The 21,804-nt window shown below is 72.3% G+C and carries 19 protein-coding genes; 7 read left to right on the top strand and 12 right to left on the bottom strand.

All coding sequences use genetic code 11. The features are described from left to right. Window positions 1-118: 118 nt before the first annotated feature. The 11 genes from htpX to ACH4LD_RS24550 all read right to left on the bottom strand — a co-directional run bounded on the left by htpX (window position 119) and on the right by ACH4LD_RS24550 (window position 11,522). Window positions 119-982: a zinc metalloprotease HtpX gene (gene htpX, locus ACH4LD_RS24600; protein ID WP_398056522.1), complete on the bottom strand. Its 864-nt coding sequence runs from the start codon at window positions 980-982 to the stop codon at window positions 119-121. A 189-nt stretch (window positions 983-1,171) separates the two neighbouring features. Continuing rightward, window positions 1,172-2,689 carry an NADH-quinone oxidoreductase subunit N gene (locus ACH4LD_RS24595; protein WP_398056523.1) on the bottom strand — a complete coding sequence of 506 codons (1,518 nt, stop codon included), beginning with the start codon at window positions 2,687-2,689 and terminating at the stop codon, window positions 1,172-1,174. Beyond that, complete coding sequence (locus tag ACH4LD_RS24590; RefSeq protein ID WP_398056524.1) at window positions 2,686-4,260, bottom strand: NADH-quinone oxidoreductase subunit M; 1,575 nt, start codon at window positions 4,258-4,260, stop codon at window positions 2,686-2,688. The genes ACH4LD_RS24595 and ACH4LD_RS24590 overlap by 4 nt, the downstream gene beginning before the upstream one ends. A gap of 6 nt (window positions 4,261-4,266) precedes the next feature. Beyond that, window positions 4,267-6,261 (bottom strand): NADH-quinone oxidoreductase subunit L, encoded by a 1,995-nt coding sequence (locus ACH4LD_RS24585; RefSeq protein WP_398056525.1) that lies wholly within the window; start codon window positions 6,259-6,261, stop codon window positions 4,267-4,269. Further along, window positions 6,258-6,632 carry an NADH-quinone oxidoreductase subunit NuoK gene (gene nuoK, locus ACH4LD_RS24580; protein WP_132787006.1) on the bottom strand — a complete coding sequence of 125 codons (375 nt, stop codon included), beginning with the start codon at window positions 6,630-6,632 and terminating at the stop codon, window positions 6,258-6,260. Before nuoK ends, ACH4LD_RS24585 begins: the two co-directional genes overlap by 4 nt. Continuing rightward, window positions 6,632-7,228: an NADH-quinone oxidoreductase subunit J gene (locus ACH4LD_RS24575; RefSeq protein ID WP_398056526.1), complete on the bottom strand. Its 597-nt coding sequence runs from the start codon at window positions 7,226-7,228 to the stop codon at window positions 6,632-6,634. The genes nuoK and ACH4LD_RS24575 overlap by 1 nt, the downstream gene beginning before the upstream one ends. Further along, window positions 7,225-7,809 carry an NADH-quinone oxidoreductase subunit I gene (locus tag ACH4LD_RS24570; protein ID WP_132787010.1) on the bottom strand — a complete coding sequence of 195 codons (585 nt, stop codon included), beginning with the start codon at window positions 7,807-7,809 and terminating at the stop codon, window positions 7,225-7,227. Before ACH4LD_RS24570 ends, ACH4LD_RS24575 begins: the two co-directional genes overlap by 4 nt. 2 nt (window positions 7,810-7,811) lie before the next feature. After that, on the bottom strand, window positions 7,812-8,780 hold the full coding sequence (locus tag ACH4LD_RS24565) for an NADH-quinone oxidoreductase subunit H (RefSeq protein WP_398056527.1): 969 nt from the start codon (window positions 8,778-8,780) through the stop codon (window positions 7,812-7,814). Continuing rightward, complete coding sequence (locus tag ACH4LD_RS24560; protein WP_398056528.1) at window positions 8,777-10,504, bottom strand: NADH-quinone oxidoreductase subunit C; 1,728 nt, start codon at window positions 10,502-10,504, stop codon at window positions 8,777-8,779. Before ACH4LD_RS24560 ends, ACH4LD_RS24565 begins: the two co-directional genes overlap by 4 nt. Then, window positions 10,501-11,112 (bottom strand): NADH-quinone oxidoreductase subunit B family protein, encoded by a 612-nt coding sequence (locus ACH4LD_RS24555; protein ID WP_132787016.1) that lies wholly within the window; start codon window positions 11,110-11,112, stop codon window positions 10,501-10,503. The genes ACH4LD_RS24560 and ACH4LD_RS24555 overlap by 4 nt, the downstream gene beginning before the upstream one ends. Beyond that, on the bottom strand, window positions 11,103-11,522 hold the full coding sequence (locus tag ACH4LD_RS24550; protein ID WP_103812756.1) for an NADH-quinone oxidoreductase subunit A: 420 nt from the start codon (window positions 11,520-11,522) through the stop codon (window positions 11,103-11,105). The genes ACH4LD_RS24555 and ACH4LD_RS24550 overlap by 10 nt, the downstream gene beginning before the upstream one ends. Before the next feature lie 198 nt (window positions 11,523-11,720). On the opposite strand from ACH4LD_RS24550, the gene ACH4LD_RS24545 reads away from it, so the two are divergent. The 5 genes from ACH4LD_RS24545 to ACH4LD_RS24525 all read left to right on the top strand — a co-directional run bounded on the left by ACH4LD_RS24545 (window position 11,721) and on the right by ACH4LD_RS24525 (window position 19,271). Continuing rightward, window positions 11,721-12,983, top strand: a complete 1,263-nt coding sequence (locus ACH4LD_RS24545; protein ID WP_398056529.1) for a sensor histidine kinase — start codon at window positions 11,721-11,723, stop codon at window positions 12,981-12,983. A 397-nt stretch (window positions 12,984-13,380) separates the two neighbouring features. Continuing rightward, window positions 13,381-14,706: a sensor histidine kinase gene (locus tag ACH4LD_RS24540; RefSeq protein WP_398056530.1), complete on the top strand. Its 1,326-nt coding sequence runs from the start codon at window positions 13,381-13,383 to the stop codon at window positions 14,704-14,706. Between the two features lie 571 nt (window positions 14,707-15,277). After that, entirely contained in the window at window positions 15,278-15,949 is a 672-nt protein-coding gene (locus ACH4LD_RS24535) for a response regulator transcription factor (protein ID WP_132787020.1), read from the top strand. A 339-nt stretch (window positions 15,950-16,288) separates the two neighbouring features. Beyond that, window positions 16,289-18,217: a 2-oxoacid:acceptor oxidoreductase subunit alpha gene (locus ACH4LD_RS24530; protein ID WP_398056531.1), complete on the top strand. Its 1,929-nt coding sequence runs from the start codon at window positions 16,289-16,291 to the stop codon at window positions 18,215-18,217. After that, a complete protein-coding gene (locus ACH4LD_RS24525) occupies window positions 18,210-19,271 on the top strand; it encodes a 2-oxoacid:ferredoxin oxidoreductase subunit beta (RefSeq protein WP_398056532.1) in 1,062 nt (353 codons plus the stop codon). The genes ACH4LD_RS24530 and ACH4LD_RS24525 overlap by 8 nt, the downstream gene beginning before the upstream one ends. 13 nt (window positions 19,272-19,284) lie before the next feature. Here the strand turns inward: ACH4LD_RS24525 and ACH4LD_RS24520 are convergent, their stop codons facing one another. Next, window positions 19,285-19,731, bottom strand: a complete 447-nt coding sequence (locus ACH4LD_RS24520; RefSeq protein ID WP_398056533.1) for a winged helix-turn-helix transcriptional regulator — start codon at window positions 19,729-19,731, stop codon at window positions 19,285-19,287. Between the two features lie 91 nt (window positions 19,732-19,822). Here ACH4LD_RS24520 and ACH4LD_RS24515 point away from each other — a divergent pair, with 91 nt between their 5' ends. Both ACH4LD_RS24515 and rarD read left to right on the top strand, forming a co-directional pair. Continuing rightward, on the top strand, window positions 19,823-20,677 hold the full coding sequence (locus tag ACH4LD_RS24515) for an SDR family oxidoreductase (RefSeq protein WP_398056534.1): 855 nt from the start codon (window positions 19,823-19,825) through the stop codon (window positions 20,675-20,677). A 122-nt stretch (window positions 20,678-20,799) separates the two neighbouring features. Further along, window positions 20,800-21,792, top strand: a complete 993-nt coding sequence (gene rarD / locus ACH4LD_RS24510) for an EamA family transporter RarD (RefSeq protein WP_398056535.1) — start codon at window positions 20,800-20,802, stop codon at window positions 21,790-21,792. Window positions 21,793-21,804 lie beyond the last annotated feature (12 nt).

Genomic DNA, 21,804 nt, shown 5'->3' with positions numbered 1-21,804 from the left:
GGGCCTCGCACAATCCCCGGGCGCGCGGTAAAGCCCGCGTTTTCCCCCGGACAGCCTCAGGATTCCGCGCGGTTCACCAAGTCGGGAACAATGCCCACCGAAACGGCGAATACGGGTTTCACCGGTGGCCGCCCGCCATCTTTTCGAGCCGGGCGATGCGCTCCGCCATCGGCGGGTGCGTGGAGAACATCTTGGACAGTCCCTGACCCGGACGGAAGGGATTGGCGATCATCATGTGGCTCGCCGTCTCGATCCGGGGCTCGGGGGGCAGCGGCAGTTGCTGGGTGCCCGTCTCCAGCTTGCGCAGGGCTCCGGCCAGGGCGAGCGGGTCGCCGGTGAGCTGGGCTCCGGAGGCGTCCGCCTCGTACTCCCGGGAGCGGCTGACGGCCAGCTGGATCAGGGTGGCGGCGAGCGGGCCGAGGATCATGATCAGCAGCATGCCGAACAGGCCGGGGCCGTCGTCGTCGTCCGAGCGGCCGACCGGGATCAGCCAGGCGAAGTTGACCAGGAACATGATCACGGAGGCGAGGGCGCCGGCGACCGAGGAGATCAGGATGTCCCGGTTGTAGACATGGCTCAGTTCGTGCCCGATGACGCCGCGCAGCTCCCGCTCGTCCAGCAGGCGCAGGATGCCCTCGGTGCAGCACACGGCCGCGTTGCGCGGGTTGCGGCCCGTGGCGAAGGCGTTCGGGGCCTCCGTCGGCGAGATGTACAGCCGGGGCATGGGCTGGCGGGCCTGCGTGGACAGTTCCCGCACCATCCGGTACAGCGCCGGCGCCTCGAACTCGCTGACCGGGCGGGCACGCATCGCGCGCAGTGCCAGCTTGTCGCTGTTCCAGTACGCGTACGCATTCGTGCCCAGAGCGACCAGGACCGCGACGACGAGTCCCGCGCGGCCGAAGAAGCTACCGATGACGATGATGAGTGCGGACAGTCCCCCGAGGAGTACGGCGGTCCTGAGCCCGTTGTGCCGGCGGTGCACGGTGCGCCCTCCAAGTCGTGCAGCTGGGGAACACTCTGATCCAGTGGACCCTCCCGCTGATGACAACGCCAGGCGGCGGCCCCGAGTTCCCCGGTGCGTACGGCGGTGCGCGACGGCCGTACGGATGACGTGCGGGTTCGGCCACGCGCGCGTGCCGGCACGAGTGCCCCACACGCGCGTGGCGACTCCTCAGAACAGTCCGCCGGCCGCGAAGCGCAGGACCAGCTGGGGTGCTCCGGAGAGGGCGACGGCGAGGACTCCGGTGAGGGCGAGGGTGGCGGTGACGGGCGCCGGGACGCGGTGCCGGGCGGGTTCGCCCTCGGGGGCGCGGAACAGCAGGGCCGTCCACTGGAGGTAGTAGAAGAGGGCGATCACGACATTGACGGCCATGACGACGGCGAGCCAGCCGAGGCCCGCGTCGACGGCCGCCGAGAACACGGTGACCTTGGCGAACAGGCCGATGACACCCGGCGGCAGCCCGGCCAGGCACAGCAGGAAGAAGGCCAGCAGGAGCGCGCTGAGCGGATTGGTGGCGTACAGGCCCCGGTAGTCGCTGATCCGGTTCAGGGCGCGGCCGCGGCCCACCAGGGCGGCCACCGCGAAGGCGCCGAGGTTCACGGCGGCGTACATCAGGGCGTACGCGACCGTGGAGCCGATCGCCTTCTGGGCGTCCTTGGTGTACCCGGCGGCGGCGATCGGCACCAGCAGGTAGCCGGCCTGGCCGACGGAGGACCAGGCGAGCAGCCGTACGGCGCTGTACGCGCGCGTGGCCTGCTGGCGCAGGGCGGCGACGTTGCCGACGGTCATGGTGAGGGCGGCCAGGGCGGCGAGCGCGGGCCCCCAGACGTCGGCGTACGACGGGAACGCGACGACCGTGACGAGGATCAGACCGGAGAAGCCGACGGCCTTGCCGACGACGGACAGGTAGGCGGCGACGGGCAGGGGCGCGCCCACGTAGGTGTCCGGCACCCAGAAGTGGAAGGGCGCGGCGGCCGTCTTGAAGGCGAAACCGACGAGGGTCAGGACGACGCCGGTCTGGGCGAGTGTGTGCAGTTGTCCGTCGACGTGCGGGAGGCGCTGGGCGACCTGGGTGAGGTAGAGGGTGCCGGTGGAGGCGTAGACGAAGCTGATGCCCATCAGGCTGACCGCGGTGGCGGTGACCGAGGACAGGAAGAACTTCAGGGCGGCCTCGGAGGACCGCTTGTCGCCGTGCCGGATGCCGACGAGGGCGAAGGCCGGCAGGGAGGCGACCTCCAGGGCGACGATCAGGGTGGCCAGGTCCCGGGAGGCGGGCAGCAGGGCGGCGCCGGCCGCGGAGGACAGCAGCAGGAACCAGAACTCGCCCGCGGGGACGCGCCGTCGCTCGTCGTCCAGGTGGGTGACGGAGAGCAGGGCCGCCAGCAGGGCGCCGCCGAGGACCAGGAACTGGATGACGAGGGTGAAGTGGTCGGCGGTGTAGCTGCACGCGCGCGCGGGGCCGCTGAGGCAGAAGGTGCTGCGGTCGCCGTCCAGGAGGGGCAGGAGCAGCAGGGTCGCCGCGGCGAGGCCCGCGACCGAGATCCAGCCGAGTACGGCCTTGCGGGGCTCCGGCAGGAAGAGGTCGGCGACGAGGACGACGAGCGCCACGACGGCCGCGAGGGTGGGCGGGGCGATCGCGAGCCAGTCGACGGACTGGACCAGCGACTCGGCAAGCGGCTGGGCGCTCATCGGGTGCCTCCTGCGAGGAGCTGCTGCACGGCCGGGTCGGTCAGGCCGAGCAGGGCCTTCGGCCACAGTCCGGCGAGGACGGTGAGGGCGACGAGCGGGGTCCAGGCGGCGAACTCGTACCCGTGGACGTCGGCGAGCTTGGGCACCTCCCGCTCCGCGCCGCCCATGCAGACGCGGCGGACCACGATCAGCATGTACGCGGCGGTGAGCAGGGTGCCGAACGCGCCGATCGCCATGAAGGTGAGGAAGCCGGGACGGCTGAGGCCGGCGGCGGGCTGGAACGCCCCGAACAGGGCCAGCATCTCGCCCCAGAACCCGGCGAGTCCGGGCAGGCCGAGGGAGGCGACGGCGCCGAAGGCGAGCAGACCGCCCAGGCGCGGGGCCCGGCCGTACAGGGCGGCGCCGGTCTGCTCGGCGAGGGTGTCGAGGTCGGTGCTGCCGGTGCGGTCCTTCAGGGCGCCGACCAGGAAGAACAGCAGGCCGGTGATGAGACCGTGGGCGATGTTGGCGAACAGGGCGCCGTTCACGCCGGTCGGGGTCATGGTGGCGATGCCGAGCAGGACGAAGCCCATGTGGCCGACGGAGGAGTACGCGATGAGGCGCTTGAGGTCGCCCTTCGCACCCCGCTTGGCGAGGGCCAGGCAGGCCAGGGACCCGTAGAGGATCCCGACGACGGCGAACGCGGCGAGGTACGGCGCGAACGTGCGGAAACCGTCCGGCGCCACCGGCAGCAGGATACGGACGAAACCGTACGTACCCATCTTGAGCAGGACACCGGCCAGCAGGACCGAGCCGACGGTCGGCGCGGCGGTGTGGGCGTCGGGCAGCCAGCTGTGCAGCGGCCACATCGGCGCCTTCACCGCGAGCCCGATCCCGATCGCCAGAACCGCGGTGACCTGCACGGACGTGCTCAGCGACCGGCCGTTGTCAGTGGCGAGTGCCACCATGTCGAAGGTGCCCGCCTTGATTCCGATCAGGAGCAGGCCGAGCAGCATGACCACGGAGCCGAGCAGCGTGAACAGGATGAACTTCCACGCGGCCCGGGTCCGGCCCTCGCCGCCCCAGCGGGCGATGAGGAAGTACATCGGGATGAGCACCATCTCGAACGCGAGGAAGAACAGCAGCAGGTCGAGGACGGCGAAGGTCGCGAGGGTGCCGGCCTCCAGCAGGAGCAGCAGGGCGACGAACGCCTTCGGGGACGGGCCCGACGGCGGCTTGAAGTAGGAGTAGAGCGCGCAGAGGAAGGTCAGCAGCGCGGTCAGGACCAGAAGGGGGAGGGAGATGCCGTCGATGCCGAGGTGGATCCGCACGTCGAGTGCGGGGATCCAGCTGATGTCGGTGGTGGCCTGCGTCTTCGACGGGTGGTCGTGGTCGAAGCCGAGCGCGAGGACGATCGCGGCGATGAGGACCGCGCCGGTCACGGTCACGCCGTGCCGGAGCACCGCCTGCCCCGGCGACTTCCCCTTCAGTCCGGGCGGGGCCGGGAGGAGAGCGGTGACGGCGCCGAGGAGCGGGCCGACGACGACGAATGCCAGAAGGAACTGCATCACGGACTCGTTGATATCGATCACGCCTGCTCACACTCCCGTGGCGACGAGGAGGACGGCGACCGCCAGGACGACGGTGCCGGCGAGCAGCGCGCTCACATAGGTCTGCACGTTGCCGGTCTGCGCCCGCCGCACGGCGGCCCCGAGCAGTCGGGGCACGGCGGCGGCGCCGTGTACGTAGGTGTCGACGACCTCGCGGTCGAGGAACCGGACGAGACTCGCCCCGGCCTGGACCGGGCGGACGAACAGCGCCGTGTACACGGCGTCCAGGTGGAAGCCGGCGGCCGCGTGCCGGTGCAGCGGGCCGAGCAGCAGCCGTGCCGGGTCCGCGGGGTCGGGGGCGTAGGCGATGTCTCCGTAGGCCGGCTCATGGGTGGCGATGGCCTCGGCCTCGACCAGTCCGGCGTCCTCCTCGGGGTGGGCGGCGACCGCACCGAGCGGGACGCGGGCGGCGAGCGCGGCGGTGCGCTGCCAGGCGCCGTAGGTGAGCAGCCCGCCGACCAGGGCGAGACCCGTGCCCAGGACCGAGGTGAGCAGGGTGGGGGTCAGGCCCCGGCCGTCGAACCAGTGGGGCAGCGCGCGGTAGGCGAGCCCGCCCAGAGCGAGGGAGGGGATCGCCAGGACCCAGAGCACCACGGTCATCGTCAGCGGCTGGCGGCCGTGGTCGGGGGCCTCGGCACCCCGGCCGCGGAAGGCCAGCAGCCAGAGCCGGGTGGCGTACGCGGCCGTCAGTAGGGCGGTGACCAGGCCGGCGACGAGGACGATCCAGCCGGCGGCGCCGGGGGCCCGCTCGGTGTGGCCGGAGGTCACGTGCTCGGCGGCGCCGAGGACGGACTCCTTGGAGAAGAAGCCGCTGAAGGGCGGGATCGCGGCCAGCGCGAGCAGCGCCACGGTCATCGTCCAGTAGGCGTCCGGGATGCGGTCGCGCAGGCCGTGCACGCGGGACATGGCGGCCAGCGAGTTGGTGCCGGCGGCGTGGATGATCACGCCTGCCGCGAGGAACAGCAGCGCCTTGAAGGCGCCGTGCGTGAGGAGGTGGAAGACGGCGGCACCGCGGTCGCCGACGGCGAGGGCACCGGTCATGTAGCCGAGCTGGCCGATCGTCGAGTAGGCGAGGACGCGCTTGATGTCGTCCTGGGCGAGCGCGGCGAGAGCGGAGCCGGCCATGGTCACGGCGGCCATGACGGCGAGGACCACCATCGCGGCCCGGGAGGCCTCGAAGAGCGGGAGGAGACGGGCGGTGAAGTAGACACCGGCGGCGACCATCGTCGCGGCGTGGATCAGCGCCGAGACGGGTGTCGGGCCCGCCATCGCGTCCGGGAGCCAGGTGTGCAGCGGGAACTGCGCCGACTTGCCCGCGACACCGGCGAGCAGCAGCAGCGCGATCACCGTCGGATGGTCGATGCCGCCGCTCGCGACGGCATCGAGGACGCGGGTGATGCGGAACGACCCGGCGTCGGCGGCCAGCGCGAACAGACCGATGAGGAACGGCACGTCGCCGAGCTTGGTGACCAGGAAGGCCTTCAGGGAGGCGGCGCGGGCCTCGGGGGTCTCCCAGTAGTGGCCGACCAGGAAGTAGGAGCAGATGCCCATGACTTCCCAGCCGACCAGCAGCACGATCAGGTCGCCGGAGTAGACGACCAGGAGCATCGCGGAGGTGAACAGGGAGACGAGAGCGGCGTACGAGGGGTAGCGCGGGTCGTCCCGCAGGTAGCCGGTGGAGTAGATCTGCACGCAGGCCGCGACGAACGCGACCAGGACGGCGACGAGCGCGGCGAAGCCGTCGATGTGCAGGGCCAGCTCGATCGGCACCGATCCGGTGGGCGTCAGCTCGGTGTGGGCGTCGACGGCCGCGTCGCCGCCCTGCCGTACGGCGACCAGCGCGGCCAGCACCAGTGAGGCCAGCGGCGGCAGCACGGCGAGCGGGCGGACGAACCCCGGGGCGGTGCGGCCGAGGAGCAGACCGCCCGCGGCGCCCAGGAACGGCAGCAGGGGGACGAGGACGGCGAGGGTGGTCGTGGTCACGCGGTGGCCTCAGCCTTCTCGGCCGCGGAGGTGCCGGGCCCCTCGGTGCCGGGGCCCTCGGCGGTGTCGCGGAGCTTGTCGATGTCGGAGGTGCCCCGGTTGCGGTGGACGGCGAGCACGATCGCCAGGCCGATGCCGATCTCGGCGGCGGCGATGGCGATGGTGAACAGGGTCAGCGCCTGGCCGGAGTGCAGGGTCTCCTTCGCGGCGCGGCTGAGCCAGACGTCGAAGGCGACCAGGTTGAGGTTGACGGCGTTGAGCATCAGCTCGACCGACATCAGGACCAGGATCGCGTTGCGGCGGGCGAGGACGCCGTACAGGCCGGTGCAGAACAGGAGGGCGGAGAGTACGGCGGGGTAGGCGAGGTGCATCAGCGGACGCCTTCCTTCCCGGGGACCCCGGGGCCGGCGTCGGCCTTGGCCTTGCGGGACAACACGATGGCGCCGACCAGTGCGGCGAGGAGCAGCACGGACAGCGCCTCGAAGGGCAGTACCCAGTGCCGGAACAGGCTCGCGCCGGTGACCTCGGTGGTGCCGGCGGCCGGGCCGTCCAGGTCGATCCAGGTGGTCCGGAAGGCATCGACGACCACCCACACCAGGGCGACGGCGGCGGCGACCGCGACCGTGAGGGCGGCCCAGCGGTTGCCGGAGTCGGCGTCCGGGGAGCGGCCGATGGGGGCCCGGGTGAGCATCAGACCGAACAGGAGCAGGACGACGACCGAACCTACGTAGATCAGAACCTGTACCCAGGCGATGAACTCGGCCGTGAGCAGCAGGTACTCCACGGCGAGCCCGCCGAGGGCGACCACCAGCCACAGGGCGGCGTGCACCAGCTGCCGGGTGGTGACGGTGACCAGCGCGGCGCCGAAGGTGACCAGGCCGACGAGCAGGAACGCGATCTCGACGCCGGTCGGGGACAGGAAGCCCGGTGTTCCGGAAGCGGCCACCGTGGCCGCGGCGAGGGTCACGACTCCCCCTCTTGCTGCTCGGCCGGCTCTGCCTGGGCGGCGGCCAGCTTCTCGGCGGTCTTGCGGGCGGCGGCGATCTCCTTGGGCTCCTCCGCGCCGGGGTCCAGGGCGGGCGGGGCCGGCACGGTCCACATCCACTCGCGGAGCTTGTCCCGCTCGTGGGTGAGGTCGCGGATGTCGGTCTCGGCGTACTCGAACTCCGGGGACCAGAACAGGGCGTCGAAAGGACACACCTCGATGCAGATACCGCAGTACATGCACAGGGAGAAGTCGATCGCGAACCGGTCGAGGACGTTGCGGCTGCGCTCACGGCCGCCGGGGGCGGCGGGCGGGACCGTCTCCTTGTGGGAGTCGATGTAGATGCACCAGTCCGGGCACTCGCGGGCGCACAGCATGCAGACCGTGCAGTTCTCCTCGAACAGGCCGATCACGCCACGGGAGCGGGGCGGGAGTTCGGGCAGGACGTCCGGGTACTGCTCGGTGACGTGTTTCCTCGTCATCGTGCGGAGGGTGACGGCCAGGCCCTTGGCGAGGCCGGAGCCGGGAATGCGCGGACGGGAGGGTGGGGACGGCACAGCCATGGTTAGCTGATCACCACCTTGACGATGCCGGTGAGGGCGATCTGGGCGAGGGAGAGGGGGACGAGGAGGGTCCAGGAGAGCTTCTGGAGCTGGTCCTCACGCAGCCGCGGGTAGGTGACGCGGAGCCAGATGACCACGAAGGCGAGGATCGCGGTCTTCAGCAGGGTCCAGACCCAGCCGAGGCCGTCGTGGCCCCACGGTCCGTGCCAGCCGCCGAGGAAGAGGACGGTGGTCAGGCCGCACAGCACGACGATCCCGGCGTACTCGGCGAGGAGGAAGAGCGCGAACCGCAGTCCGGTGTACTCGGTGTACGCGCCGAAGATGATCTCCGAGTCGGCGACCGGCATGTCGAACGGCGGGCGTTGCAGCTCGGCGAGTCCGGCGACGAAGAAGACGATCGCGCCGACGACCTGCCACGGCAGCCACCACCAGTGGAAGGCATGCACGATGCCGGGCAGGGAGACGGTGCCCGCCGCCATCGCGACCGAGGCCGCCGCCAGCAGCATCGGGAGTTCGTAGGCGAGCAGCTGGGCGGCCGTACGCAGACCGCCGAGCAGGGAGAACTTGTTGGCGCTGGCCCAGCCGGCCATCAGCGAGCCGAGGACGCCGACGCCCATCACCGCGAGCACGAAGAACACACCGGCGTCCAGGACCTGGCCGACGGCGCCCTCGCTCGGGCCGATGGGGATGGCGAGGAGAACGAGGAGGTACGGCAGCAGGGCCACGGCGGGGGCGAGCTGGAAGACGCGGCGGTCGGCGCCCGCCGGGACCACGTCCTCCTTCTGCGCGAACTTCACGCCGTCCGCGATGAGCTGCGCCCAGCCGTGGAAGCCGCCCGCGTACATCGGTCCGAGCCGGCCCTGCATGTGGGCCATCACCTTGTGCTCGGTCTGACCCACGATCAGCGGGAAGGTGAGGAAGACGACGAAGACGACCACGAGTCGCAGGGCGACGTCGAGCGCGCCGTTCACTGCGGGCCTCCTGCGGGGTCGTCGGGGATGGTCGGGTCGGGTGTGGTGGTGGCCGGGTCGTTCTCGGGGGCGTCGGGGCGCGGCTCGGGGGCGCGCGCCTGCTCCGGCTTCGGCTCCGGTGCCTGCGGGTGCGCTGGCGCGCGCTCGTGCTCGGGCTCCGGTGCCGGCTCCTCGCCCGACGCCGACTGCGGCTGCGGCTGCGGCTGCGGCTGCGGCTGCGGCTGCGGCTGCGGCTGCGGCTGCGGCTGCGGCTGCGGCTGCGCGGACTGGTCCGGCTCAGCAGGCGGTTCCGATTCCGCGGACCGGTCTTGGTCCGGCTCAGCAGGCTGCTCCGATTCCGCGGACCGATCCTGGTCGGCTGCCTTCCGCGGCTCCAGTCCGGCAGTGGGCTCCGGCTCGGCCGTGGGCTCCGGCTCGGCGAACGCCGGGCGGGCGTGGTGCCACGGGGCGTCGGAGCTGCGCGGGGCGGTGCTCCGACGGGCGGGGCGGGTGGCGCCGGCCGGTCCCGCCGACTCTGCCTGTCCCGCCGACTCCGCCCGTCCCGCCGACTCCCCCGGTTCCGTCGGCTCCGTCCGTCCCGTCCGCTGTGCCGGGCCGGCCTGTTCCGCGGGCTCCGTCCGCTTCGTCGGCGCCGTCGGACCGGTCCCCTCCGTCGAGACCGGCTCCGGCGCCGCCTGGGTGCGCTGCGAGGCCGAGCCCTCCGAGGCACTGCGGGCACGGCGCGGCCGGGCGGGTGCGGGCGTCGGGCCGGGCTCGTACGCCGCCGAGGCCTCGGCGGCCGGGCCTTCCGTGGGTCCTTGCGCCGCCGCCCGGGTGGCGTCGCCCTCGGTCGCGGCCTGCTTGCGCGTCGCCGCGTCCTCGCCCGGCACCGCCGCCTGGCTCACCGAGCCCTGGCTCGCACTCCGCATCCGACGCGGCCGACCGGCAGCACCAGCCCCGGCACCGGCACCGGCAGCAGCACCAGCACCAGCACCAGCACCAGCACCAGCACCAGCACCAGCACCAGCACCAGCGTCTGCCGGCCCGCCCGCGGCGGCGGCCTGGCTGGCCGAGCCCTCCGCGGCCGAGCGGGTGCGCCGTACCGGACGCTCCCCGGCCGCGCCTCCCGCCGCGCGGCCCGCCGCCCTGGCCGGGCGGGTCGGGGCGGGTGGGAGCTGGCCCTTCAGGGGGCCCCACTCGTTGGGGTCGGGCACGCCCGGGGGCAGCATCTGGCGGCGTTTGGGGCCGCCGTGTTCGGACTCGCCGGGTTCCTTCGCGCCCGGCCAGGCCTTGGCGACGCGGGCGGCGAGGACGAAGTCCTTGCGGAGGGGGTGGCCCTCGAAGGTCTCGGGGAGGAGGAGGTGCTCCAGCCCCGGGTGGCCCTCGAAGACGACCCCGAACATCTCGTGGGTCTCGCGCTCGTGCCAGGCGGCACCGGCGTAGACGCCGACGGCGGAGGGCAGGGCCGGTGCGTCGTGCGGCACGGTCGTGCGGACGAGGAGCCGGCGGACCGGGTGCAGGGCGACGACGTGCGCGCAGACCCGGAAGCCGGTGCCCGGCTCGTCGACCGCGCTCAGCCAGTCGAAGTAGGTGCAGGACAGGGTCGTACGGGCCGTCTCCAGGGCGGTGAGCCAGACGGACGGCGGTACGTCCACGGTCAGGACGTCGTAGGACTCCTCGGCCGTGGCCTCCGTACCGAAGAGTTCCTCCGCGGGGGCGGGCAGCCAGCCGACGGCCGTGCTCATCGCGTGTCCCCCTCACCGGCCGGCGCCGGGGGTCGCACCAGGCCGCTCTGGAGGGCGGCGGTGGACGGCCGGGCGGGCCCGTTGTCGTACCGCTCCCCCAGCGACTCGCGGGCGATCTTCTCCTGGAGCTTGAGGATGCCCTGGAGCAGCGCCTCGGGGCGCGGCGGGCAGCCGGGGACGTAGACGTCGACGGGAATGATCTGGTCGACGCCCTTCGTCACCGAGTACGAGTCCCAGTAGGGGCCGCCGCAATTGGAGCAGGCGCCGAAGGAGATGACGTACTTGGGTTCCGGCATCTGCTCGTACAGGCGCTTGACCGCCGGGGCCATCTTGTCCGTCACCGTGCCCGAGACCACCATCAGGTCGGCCTGGCGGGGGCCCGGCGCGAACGGGATCACGCCGAGGCGGATGAAGTCGTGGCGGGCCATCGACGCGGCGATGAACTCGATCGCGCAGCAGGCGAGGCCGAAGTTGAACACCCAGAGCGAGTAGCGGCGGCCCCAGTTCAGGACGACCTTCATCGGCTCGGGAGCGAGGCGGGCGAGCGCGCCCAGCCTCTTCGGCTCCGGCAGGTACACGGACTCGGGGGTCGAGGGGTTCACGTCCATGCCAGGACGCCCTTCTTGTATGCGTACAGCAGGCCGACGGCGAGGAAGCCGAGGAAGATGAACATCTCCACCAGGGTCGTCGCGCCGTAGCCGGGGGCGGCGAAGACCGTCGCCCAGGGGAACAGGAAGATCGAGTCGACCGCGAAGATCACGTACAGGAAGGCGTAGACGTAGTAGCGGACCTGGGTGTGGGCCCAGCCCTCGCCGACGGGGTCGACGCCGCACTCGTAGGTCAGGAGTTTCTCCGGTGTCGGCACGACCGGGCGCAGCAGTCGGCCCGCGCCGAAGGCGACCGCGACGAAGAGCACGCCGATGAGGGCGAGCAGTCCGACCACCGAGTAGGACCGGAAGTAGCCGGCCGCGACGACGTTCACCGCGGCGTACGACGAGTCCCCCAACGTCTCCCGCACCGTCCGTCCCTCGCTCCCTGACCTCGTGGACCTCGTTGACCTGTACGCACGGGAGTCTAGGCCCTGATAAAGAACCGGTAAGCAGCCCGTCAGACCCTGGGACAGCCGGTACCCGGAATGGGGTGGGGTTTTCCCCCGGCGGCGGAGGGCGGCGCACCGCATGGCGTGGACGGTGCCGCGCACGGCAGGCTGAGCAGCATGACCGCTCCCAGCCCCGCCGCCGACCGGACCGGCGGCACCGACGAACGTTACGGCCGTGCCGGTAACGGCGGACACGACGGACACGACGGCCGTGCCGGTAACGGCGGACACGACGGCCTGCACCGGCTGCCGCCGCCCCGGCCGGCCTATGAGGCGCACACCTGGAAGGAGATCGCGTATCTCCTGCTGAACCTGCCGGTGGCGCTGTTCGGATTCACGTACGCGGTCACCGTGCTGGTGGCCGGCGGCGCCCTCACCATCACCGTGATCGGTCTCCCGCTGCTCGCGCTGTCCCTGCTGGGCGCCCGGCAGCTGGGCAAGCTGGAACGGGCCCGGGCCCGCAAGCTGCTCGGGGTGCGGGTGGAGGAGCCGTCGCCGCTGCCGCTCGCCAAGGGCGGGGGCCCGGTGCAGCGACTGTGGATGGCGCTGAAGGACCCGGTGGGCTGGCGGACGCTGCTGTACGACGCCATCCGGCTGCCCTGGGGCATCCTCACCTTCGTCACGGTGCTGACCTCGCTGTTCGTGCTGTGGCCCGTGCTGCCGTACCTGGCGCGGGGCATGGCGAACCTGGACCGGGCGATGGTGCGGGGGCTGCTTTCGCCCTCGGACGAGCTGGAGCGCCGGATCGCCGAGCTGGAGTCCGACCGCGGGATCGTGGTGGACACGGCGGCGGCGGACCTGCGCCGGATCGAACGGGACCTGCACGACGGGGCCCAGGCGCGGCTGGTCAACCTCGCCATGGGGCTGGGCCTCGCCAAGGAGAAGCTGCTGGAGGACCCCGACGCGGCGGCGGCGATGGTGGACGAGGCGCACGGCGAGGTGAAGCTGGCCCTCCAGGAGCTGCGCGACCTCGCCCGGGGCATCCACCCGGCCGTGCTCACCGACCGCGGCCTGGACGCGGCCCTGTCGGCGGTCGCCTCCCGCTGCACGGTGCCGGTGACGGTGACCGTCGACCTGCCGGCCCGGCCGGCGGCGGCCATCGAGGGCATCGCGTACTTCACCGTCTCCGAGCTGCTCCAGAACATCAGCAAGCACAGCGGGGCCCGGTCCGCCTCCGTCGACGTGTGGCGCACGGACGAGCGGATGCTGATCCAGGTCCGCGACGACGGCCGGGGCGGCGCCCGGCTGGAGGGGGGCAGCGGGATGCGGGGCCTGGCGGACCGGCTGGGCGCGGTGGACGGCCTGTTCGTGGTCGACTCCCCGGCGGGCGGCCCGACGGTGGTCACGGCGGAGCTGCCCTGGCGCGACCGGCAGGAGTAGGCCCCCGCCCGCGCATGGCTCAGGAGTAGCCCCGCCCGCCCGGCCCGCACAGGGCCGGCCGACGCCGCCACGCGCGCGTGAGACGCGGAAACGCCTCACGCGCGCGTGGCGGCGTTTCGCACCGCGCTGCGACGGCGCCCGTCCACGGCACGGCGGCTGACACGGCGGCACTACGGCACTGCGGCTGACGGCGGCACCACGGCTGACCACGGCCTCCGGTCGACCACGGCAGTACGGCCGATCACGGCAGTACGGCTGGGCGGGAGCGTGGGGGTGGGGGTGGGGAAAACCCCCCGGTCAAGACGCCGACGGACTCCATACCCCGACAACGCCCGGCGGACCACCCTGGAGGTACGGCTGGAACCGCCGCCGGAACGAGGAGAACGGGACGACACCGATGGTCACGGACTACGGACAGGGGTACGCCACCCGCAGCGAGCCACGGCACCGGCTGCCCGCCGGGCTGCGGGCGCCCTTCGAGGCGCGGAGCTGGCGGGAGTTCGGCTACGTGCTGCTGAGCCTGCCGGTGGCGACCGTCCTGTTCTGCTGGACGGTGACGATGGTCACGCTCGGCGCCGGCCTGCTGGTGACCTTCCTCGGCATCCCGGTGCTGGCGGCGGCGCTCGCCGGCTGCCGGGGCTTCGGCGTGCTGGAGCGGGCACGGGCGCGCGGCCTGCTCGGCCTGGAGGTGGCCGACCCCGAGCCGCTGCGGCTGCGCAAGCCGGGCGCGGCGGCCTGGATGGGGGCGGTGCTCAAGAGCGGCGCCTCCTGGCGGCACGCGCTGTACGCGCTGGTGCAGTTCCCGTGGGCGGTGTTCTCGTTCTCGGTGGCGCTGACCTTCTGGTCCTGCGGCTGGGCGCTGCTGAGCTATCCGCTGTGGTTCTGGGTGTTCCCGGCGTACGCGGGCGAGGGCGGGATCCAGCTCTACGGCGACGCCCACCACAGCGTCTACCTCGACAACCCCTTCGAGATCACCGTCACCGCGCTGATCGGGCTGGTCTTCACCCTGGCCACGCCCTGGCTCGTACGGGCCCTGACCACCGTGGACGGGCTGCTCGTGCGCGGGCTGCTCGGACCGTCGCCGCTGTCGGCGCGGGTGGTGGAGCTGGAGTCCGACCGGGGCGTCGTGGTCGACACGGCCGCCGCCGATCTGCGCCGCATCGAGCGGGACCTGCACGACGGGGCGCAGGCCCGGCTGGTGAACCTGGCGATGGATCTGGGGCTGGCGAAGGAGAAGCTGCGGGAGGACCCGCGGACGGCGGCGCGGATGGTGGAGGAGGCGCACGGCGAGGTGAAGACGGCCCTCCAGGAGCTGCGCGACCTCGCCCGGGGCATCCACCCGGCCGTGCTCACCGACCGCGGCCTGGACGCGGCCCTGTCGGCGGTCGCCTCCCGCTGCACGGTGCCGGTGCGGGTCGAGGTCGACCTGCCTGCCCGGCCCGCCCCCGCCATCGAGGGCATCGCCTACTTCACCGTCTCCGAGCTGCTCCAGAACATCAGCAAGCACAGCGGCGCCCGGTCCGCCTCCGTCGACGTCTGGCGCTCGGAGGACCGGCTGATGCTCCAGGTGACCGACGACGGCGTGGGCGGCGCCGACGCCTCCCGGGGCTCCGGGCTGGCCGGCCTCGCCGCCCGCCTGGACGCGGTGGACGGGATCCTCATGGTGGACTCCCCGGCGGGCGGCCCCACCCGGGTGATCGCGGAACTGCCCTGGCGCGGCTGAACACCCGAACGGCTCAGAGCGGGAGCGGCGGCACGCAGGGGCTACTGCCGGGCGGGCGCCGGGGCGTCGCCGGCCGCGGCCCGGCCGCCGCCCACGCCTGAACGGTGGAACGACGGCGCGCCCGAGCACCTGAACGACGCAGCGGCAGCACGCCCGCACGGCAGACCAGCGGCACGCCCGCACGGCGGAACGGCAGCACGCCCGCACGGCAGACCAGCGGCACGCCCGCACGGCGGAACGGCAGCACGCCCGCACGGCAGACCAGCGGCACGCCCGCACGGCGGAACGGCAGCACGCCCGCACGGCAGACCGGCGGCACGCCTGAGTACCAGACTGACGGTGACGGAACGGCGGCACGCCTGACCGCCTGAATGGTGGCGCGCCCGCGCGGGCGGCGCATGCGGACATGTACGAGCCCCGGGGGCACGCCCCGCCCGCGCCCCCGCTATTCCCCCGGCATTCCCCCGGGTCCGGCGGCGGTCCGGGGGGATTGCTGGAATGCTGGACCCCCGAAGGACGCCCCGGACGGACGGCGTCGCGGGGGATCAGGCTGTGGGGGGCCGGAAGAATCGTGGAGGACAGGGTGCGGGTGGTCATCGCCGAGGATTCAGTGCTGCTGCGGGAGGGCCTGACCCGGCTGCTGACCGACCGCGGGCACGAGGTCGTGGCGGGCGTCGGCGACGCGGACGCGCTGGTGAAGACCATCTCCGAGCTGGACGAGCGGGGCGAGCTGCCCGACGTGGTCGTGGCGGACGTACGGATGCCGCCGACGCACACCGACGAGGGCGTCCGGGCGGCCGTACTGCTGCGCCGGCTGCACCCCGGACTCGGGGTGCTGGTGCTGTCGCAGTACGTCGAGGAGCGCTACGCCACCGAACTGCTGGCCGGTTCCAGCCGGGGCGTCGGCTATCTGCTCAAGGACCGGGTGGCGGACGTACGGGAGTTCGTGGACGCGGTGGTGCGGGTCGCCGAGGGCGGTACGGCGCTGGACCCGGAGGTGGTCGCGCAGCTGCTCGGCCGCAGCCGCAAGCAGGACGTGCTGGCGGGGCTGACCCCTCGGGAGCGCGAGGTGCTGGGGCTGATGGCGGAGGGGCGGACGAACTCGGCGATCGCCCGGCAGCTCGTGGTCAGCGACGGCGCCGTGGAGAAGCACGTCAGCAACATCTTCCTGAAGCTCGGTCTGGCCCCGAGCGAGGGGGACCACCGGCGCGTTCTGGCCGTTCTCACCTACCTGAACTCCTAGCCGGCCGCCCGGTGTCAGCCTCCCGTCAGCGCCGCGTCAGCCGCTCCCGCTTCGGTGGAGGCGGGTACCCGGGAGGAAGGCCCGGGGCGACCCGTAGGGGGCGACCGGGGGTCCGGACGGGAGCCGGAGGAGAGAACCTGTACACGCGCGGGGAGCGCCTTGGACGGTGCTCAGGCGATGCGGGACATGATGTGCACACAGCGCGACAGGCCGTCTCGAAATGTCGTCCAATCCCTGGATGGCCTCGGGAAGGCGACCCTAACCGACGTAGGGTTGATCCTGGGATGGTCCGTGGGACGACCAGGCCCCGGACAGCCGCCTCGAAGGAGGTCCAGTTCAGTGACCAGCCAGGTCAGCAGCCCAGCGGAGCAGACCGACGGAACCGTCGTGGGAGAGCAGCGCAAACCGGGCGGCGCGAAGGACGTGCGGCGCCTGGACCGGGTGATCATCCGGTTCGCGGGGGACTCGGGTGACGGCATGCAGCTCACCGGGGACCGTTTCACCTCGGAGACCGCTTCCTTCGGCAACGACCTCTCCACCCTCCCGAACTTCCCCGCCGAGATCCGCGCCCCCGCCGGCACCCTGCCCGGTGTCTCGTCCTTCCAGCTCCACTTCGCCGACCACGACATCCTCACTCCCGGTGACGCGCCGAACGTCCTGGTCGCCATGAACCCGGCCGCCCTGAAGGCCAACATCGGCGATCTCCCGCGCGGAGCCGAGATCATCGTCAACACCGACGAGTTCACCAAGCGGGCCCTGCAGAAGGTCGGGTACGCCAGCGACCCGCTCCAGGACGGCTCGCTCGACGGCTACAGCCTCCATCCGGTGCCGCTGACCACGCTCACCGTGGAGGCGCTGAAGGAGTTCGACCTCTCCCGCAAGGAGGCCGAGCGCAGCAAGAACATGTTCGCGCTGGGCCTGCTGAGCTGGATGTACCACCGGCCCACCGAGGGCACCGAGAAGTTCCTGAAGTCGAAGTTCGCGAAGAAGCCGGACATCGCCGAGGCCAACATCGCGGCGTTCCGCGCGGGCTGGAACTTCGGCGAGACGACCGAGGACTTCGCGGTCTCCTACGAGGTGGCGCCGGCCACCAGGGCCTTCCCGGTCGGCACCTACCGGAACATCTCCGGAAACCTCGCCCTCGCCTACGGCCTGATCACCGCGTCCCGCCAGGCGGATCTGCCGCTGTTCCTGGGGTCGTACCCGATCACGCCGGCCTCGGACATCCTGCACGAGCTGAGCAAGCACAAGAACTTCGGCGTGCGCACCTTCCAGGCCGAGGACGAGATCGCGGGCATCGGCGCGGCGCTGGGCGCGGCGTTCGGCGGCTCGCTGGCGGTGACCACGACGAGTGGCCCCGGTGTCGCCCTGAAGAGCGAGACGATCGGCCTCGCGGTCTCGTTGGAGCTGCCCCTGCTGGTGGTGGACATCCAGCGCGGCGGCCCGTCGACGGGTCTGCCGACCAAGACCGAGCAGGCCGACCTGCTCCAGGCGATGTACGGCCGCAACGGCGAGGCGCCGGTGCCGGTGGTGGCGCCGCGGACCCCGGCCGACTGCTTCGACGCCGCGCTGGAGGCGGCCCGGATCGCGCTGACGTACCGGACGCCGGTGATGCTGCTGTCCGACGGCTATCTGGCCAACGGCTCCGAGCCGTGGCGCATCCCCGACCTGGGCGAGCTGCCCGACCTGCGGGTGCGGTTCGCCTCCGGCCCGAACCACACGCTGAAGGACGGCACCGAGGTCTTCTGGCCGTACAAGCGGGACCCGAAGACCCTGGCCCGGCCGTGGGCGATCCCGGGCACCCCGGGCCTGGAGCACCGCATCGGCGGCATCGAGAAGCAGGACGGCACGGGCAACATCTCCTACGACCCGGCCAACCACGACTTCATGGTCCGCACCCGGCAGGCCAAGGTCGACGGCATCGACGTACCCGACGTGGAGGTCGACGACCCGCACGGCGCCAGGACCCTCGTCCTCGGCTGGGGCTCGACCTACGGCCCGATCACGGCGGCGGTACGGCGGCTGCGCACGGCCGGCGAGTCGATCGCCCAGGCCCACCTGCGCCACCTCAACCCCTTCCCGCGCAACCTCGGCACGGTGTTGAAGGGCTACGACAAGGTGGTCGTCCCCGAGATGAACCTCGGGCAGCTCGCCACCCTCATCCGGGCGAAGTACCTGGTCGACGCCCACTCCTACAACCAGGTCAACGGCATGCCGTTCAAGGCGGAGCAGCTCGCCGCGGCGCTGAAGGAGGCCATCGATGACTGACGCCACCAACAGGCTGCTCCAGCTGGTCCCCAAGGCCGAGGCCAAGCAGTCGATGAAGGACTTCAAGTCGGACCAGGAGGTGCGCTGGTGCCCGGGCTGCGGTGACTACGCGATCCTCGCGGCCGTCCAGGGTTTCATGCCGGAACTGGGCCTCGCGCGGGAGAACATCGTCTTCGTCTCCGGCATCGGCTGCTCCTCCCGCTTCCCGTACTACATGAACACGTACGGGATGCACTCCATCCACGGCCGCGCCCCGGCCATCGCGACGGGCCTGGCCTCCTCCCGCCGGGACCTGAGCGTGTGGGTCGTCACCGGTGACGGCGACGCGCTGTCCATCGGCGGCAACCACCTGATCCACGCCCTGCGCCGCAACGTCAACCTGAAGATCCTGCTGTTCAACAACCGGATCTACGGCCTGACGAAAGGCCAGTACTCGCCGACCTCCGAGGTCGGCAAGGTCACCAAGTCGACGCCGATGGGCTCGCTGGACGCGCCGTTCAACCCGGTGTCGCTGGCGATCGGCGCGGAGGCGTCCTTCGTGGCGCGCACGATCGACTCGGACCGCAAGCACCTGACCGAGGTGCTGCGCGCCGCCGCCGACCACCCGGGCACGGCGCTGATCGAGATCTACCAGAACTGCAACATCTTCAACGACGGCGCGTTCGACGCCCTGAAGGACAAGCAGCAGGCCGAGGAAGCGCTGATCCGGCTGGAGCACGGCCGGCCGATCCGCTTCGGCGCCGACGGCTCGCGGGGCGTCGTCCGCGACCGGCGGACCGGCGACCTGAAGGTGGTGACCGTGACCCCGGAGAACGAGGCCGAGGTCCTGGTGCACGACGCCCGTGCCGCGTCCCCGACCACGGCGTTCGCCCTGTCCCGGCTGGCCGACCCGGACACCCTGCACCACACCCCGATCGGCGTGTTCCGCTCCGTCGAGCGGCCGGTCTACGACACGGCGATGGCCGAGCAGCTCGACACCGCGATCGAGCAGCACGGCAAGGGCGACCTGGCCGCGCTGCTGGCGGGCGGGGACACCTGGACGGTCGTCGGCTGATCCGTCCGTCGGCTCAGGAGGCCCGGGACTGGTTTCCCCGGGCCTCTTCGTATGCGCGGCGGCTCTCGTCGTAGGCCCGGCGGCTCTCGTCGTAGGCCCGGCGGGCCTCCTCGACCGCGTCCATGCGGGCGTGCGTCCACTGGGCGAGGGCCCGGACCTGCTCCGCCGCCTCGCGGCCGAGGCCGGTGAGCGAGTAGTCGACGCGGGGCGGGATGACCGGCTTGGCGTCCCGGTGGACCAGGCCGTCGCGCTCCAGGGTCTGGAGGGTCTGGGTGAGCATCTTCTCGCTGACGCCCCGGCCGCCGAGGCCGCTGATCGCACGGCGCAGCTCGCTGAACCGGTACGGCCGCTCCAGCAGTTCGATCAGTACGAGGACGCCCCAGCGGCTGGTGACGTGTTCCAGGACCAGGCGGTGCGGGCACATCGCCTCGGCATCCACCACGTTCTTCCTTACCGGCATACCAGTACCCTACTTCAAAGTGGGTACTTTCGCTCGGTTAGTGCAGCTCCTAGGGTGAGTGACATACCCACTGGAGAAGGAGTCACCCACCATGAGCATCGTCGTCACCGGAGCCACCGGACACCTCGGCCGGCACGTCGTGGAGCAGTTGCTGGAGAAGGTCCCGGCCGAGCAGGTCACCGCCGTCGTGCGGGACGAGGCGAAGGCCGCCGACCTCGCCGCCCGCGGAGTGCGGCTGGCCGTCGCCGACTACAACGTGCCCGAGACCTTCGACGGCCTGTTCGCCGCCGGTGACAAGGTCCTGCTGATCTCCGGCAACGAGTTCGACAAGGGCCGGGTGGGGCAGCACACGGTCGTCATCGAGGCGGCCAAGGCGGCCGGCGTGGCGCTGCTCGCCTACACCAGCGCCCCGGGCACCCTCACGGCCGCGCTGGCCGACGACCACCAGGCGACCGAGCGGGTGCTCCTCGCCTCCGGCCTGCCCTACAGCCTGCTGCGCAACGGCTGGTACCACGAGAACTACACCGAGAACCTGGCACCGGTGCTGGAGCACGGTGCGGTCGTGGCCGCCGCCGGTGACGGCCGGGTCTCCTCGGCCGCCCGCGCCGACTACGCCGCTGCCGCGGTCGCGGTGCTGACCGGCGAGGGCCACGAGAACACGACGTACGAGCTGGGCGGGGACGAGGCGTGGAGCTTCGCCGAGTACGCGTCCGAGCTAAGCCGGCAGACCGGCCGGGAGATCGTCTACAACCCGGTCCCGGTGGAGACCCTCACCGGCATCCTGACCGGCGCCGGGGTGCCCGCGCCGGTGGCCGGGATCCTGGCCGGCGTGGACGCGTCGATCGAGAAGGGCGAACTGGTCGTCTCCTCCGGCGACCTGTCCCGGCTGATCGGCCGCCCGACGACACCGCTCGCGGAGGCCGTCACCGCCGCGCTCAAGGGCTGACCCGGACGGCCTACCCCGGCTGTCATGACCGTATGGCGATACGAGCATGACAGCCGGGGCGGCCCGGCGCTACCTTCGTCTCCGTGCGTCCACGCCGGACGCACGGGCGAGAAGGAGGGGACGTGGCCGGGACGTCCGAGCGTGAGCACCGCACAGGCCTGCTGAACGGCTTCGCCGCCTACGGGATGTGGGGCCTGGTGCCTCTGTTCTGGCCGCTGCTCAAACCGGCCGGCGCCATGGAGATCCTGGCCCACCGCATGGTGTGGTCCCTGGTGTTCGTCGCCGCCGCGCTGCTCTTCGTACGCCGCTGGGCCTGGGCCGGGGAGCTGCTGCGCCAGCCCCGTCGGCTCGGCCTCATAGCCGTGGCGGCCGGTGTCATCACCGTGAACTGGGGCGTCTACATCTGGGCGGTGAACGCCGGCCATGTCGTCGAGGCCTCGCTCGGCTACTTCATCAACCCGCTGGTCACCATCGCGATGGGCGTGCTGCTCCTCAAGGAGCGGCTGCGGCCCGTGCAGTGGGCGGCGGTCGGCATAGGCCTCGCCGCCGTCGTCGTACTGACCGTCGGCTACGGCCGCCCGCCGTGGATCTCCCTCTGCCTCGCCTTCTCCTTCGCCACCTACGGGCTGGTGAAGAAGAAGGTGGACCTCGGCGGCGTCGAGTCACTGGCCGCCGAGACCGCGATCCAGTTCCTGCCCGCGCTCGGCTATCTGCTGTGGCTGACCGCGCACGGCGGGGCCAGCTTCCTGAACGACGGCGGCGGACACGCCGCCCTGCTCGCCTCCACGGGCATCGTCACCGCCCTCCCGCTGGTCTGCTTCGGCGCGGCGGCGATCCGCGTGCCCCTGTCCACGCTGGGCCTGCTCCAGTACCTGGCCCCGATCTTCCAGTTCCTGCTCGGCGTCCTGTACTTCCACGAGGCCATGCCGGCCGAGCGGTGGGCCGGGTTCGCGCTGGTCTGGCTGGCGCTCCTCCTGCTCACGGGCGACGCGCTGCGGTGGGCGAGGCGGCCCGCGCGGCTCGCGGTGCCGAGCACCCGCACGGTCGGGACATCTCCGTCGCCATCGGCTTCCGCTGCTCCGTCGGCCCCGGCGTCGACCCCGGCGGATGCCTGACCCGAGTCGCCC

It is taken from the genome of Streptomyces sp. NPDC017676, assembly GCF_044329325.1.
In the GTDB taxonomy this organism is placed as follows: domain Bacteria; phylum Actinomycetota; class Actinomycetes; order Streptomycetales; family Streptomycetaceae; genus Streptomyces.
The sequence above is the reverse complement of the archived record's forward strand: the minus strand, read 5'-3'. Positions and strand labels throughout refer to the sequence as shown.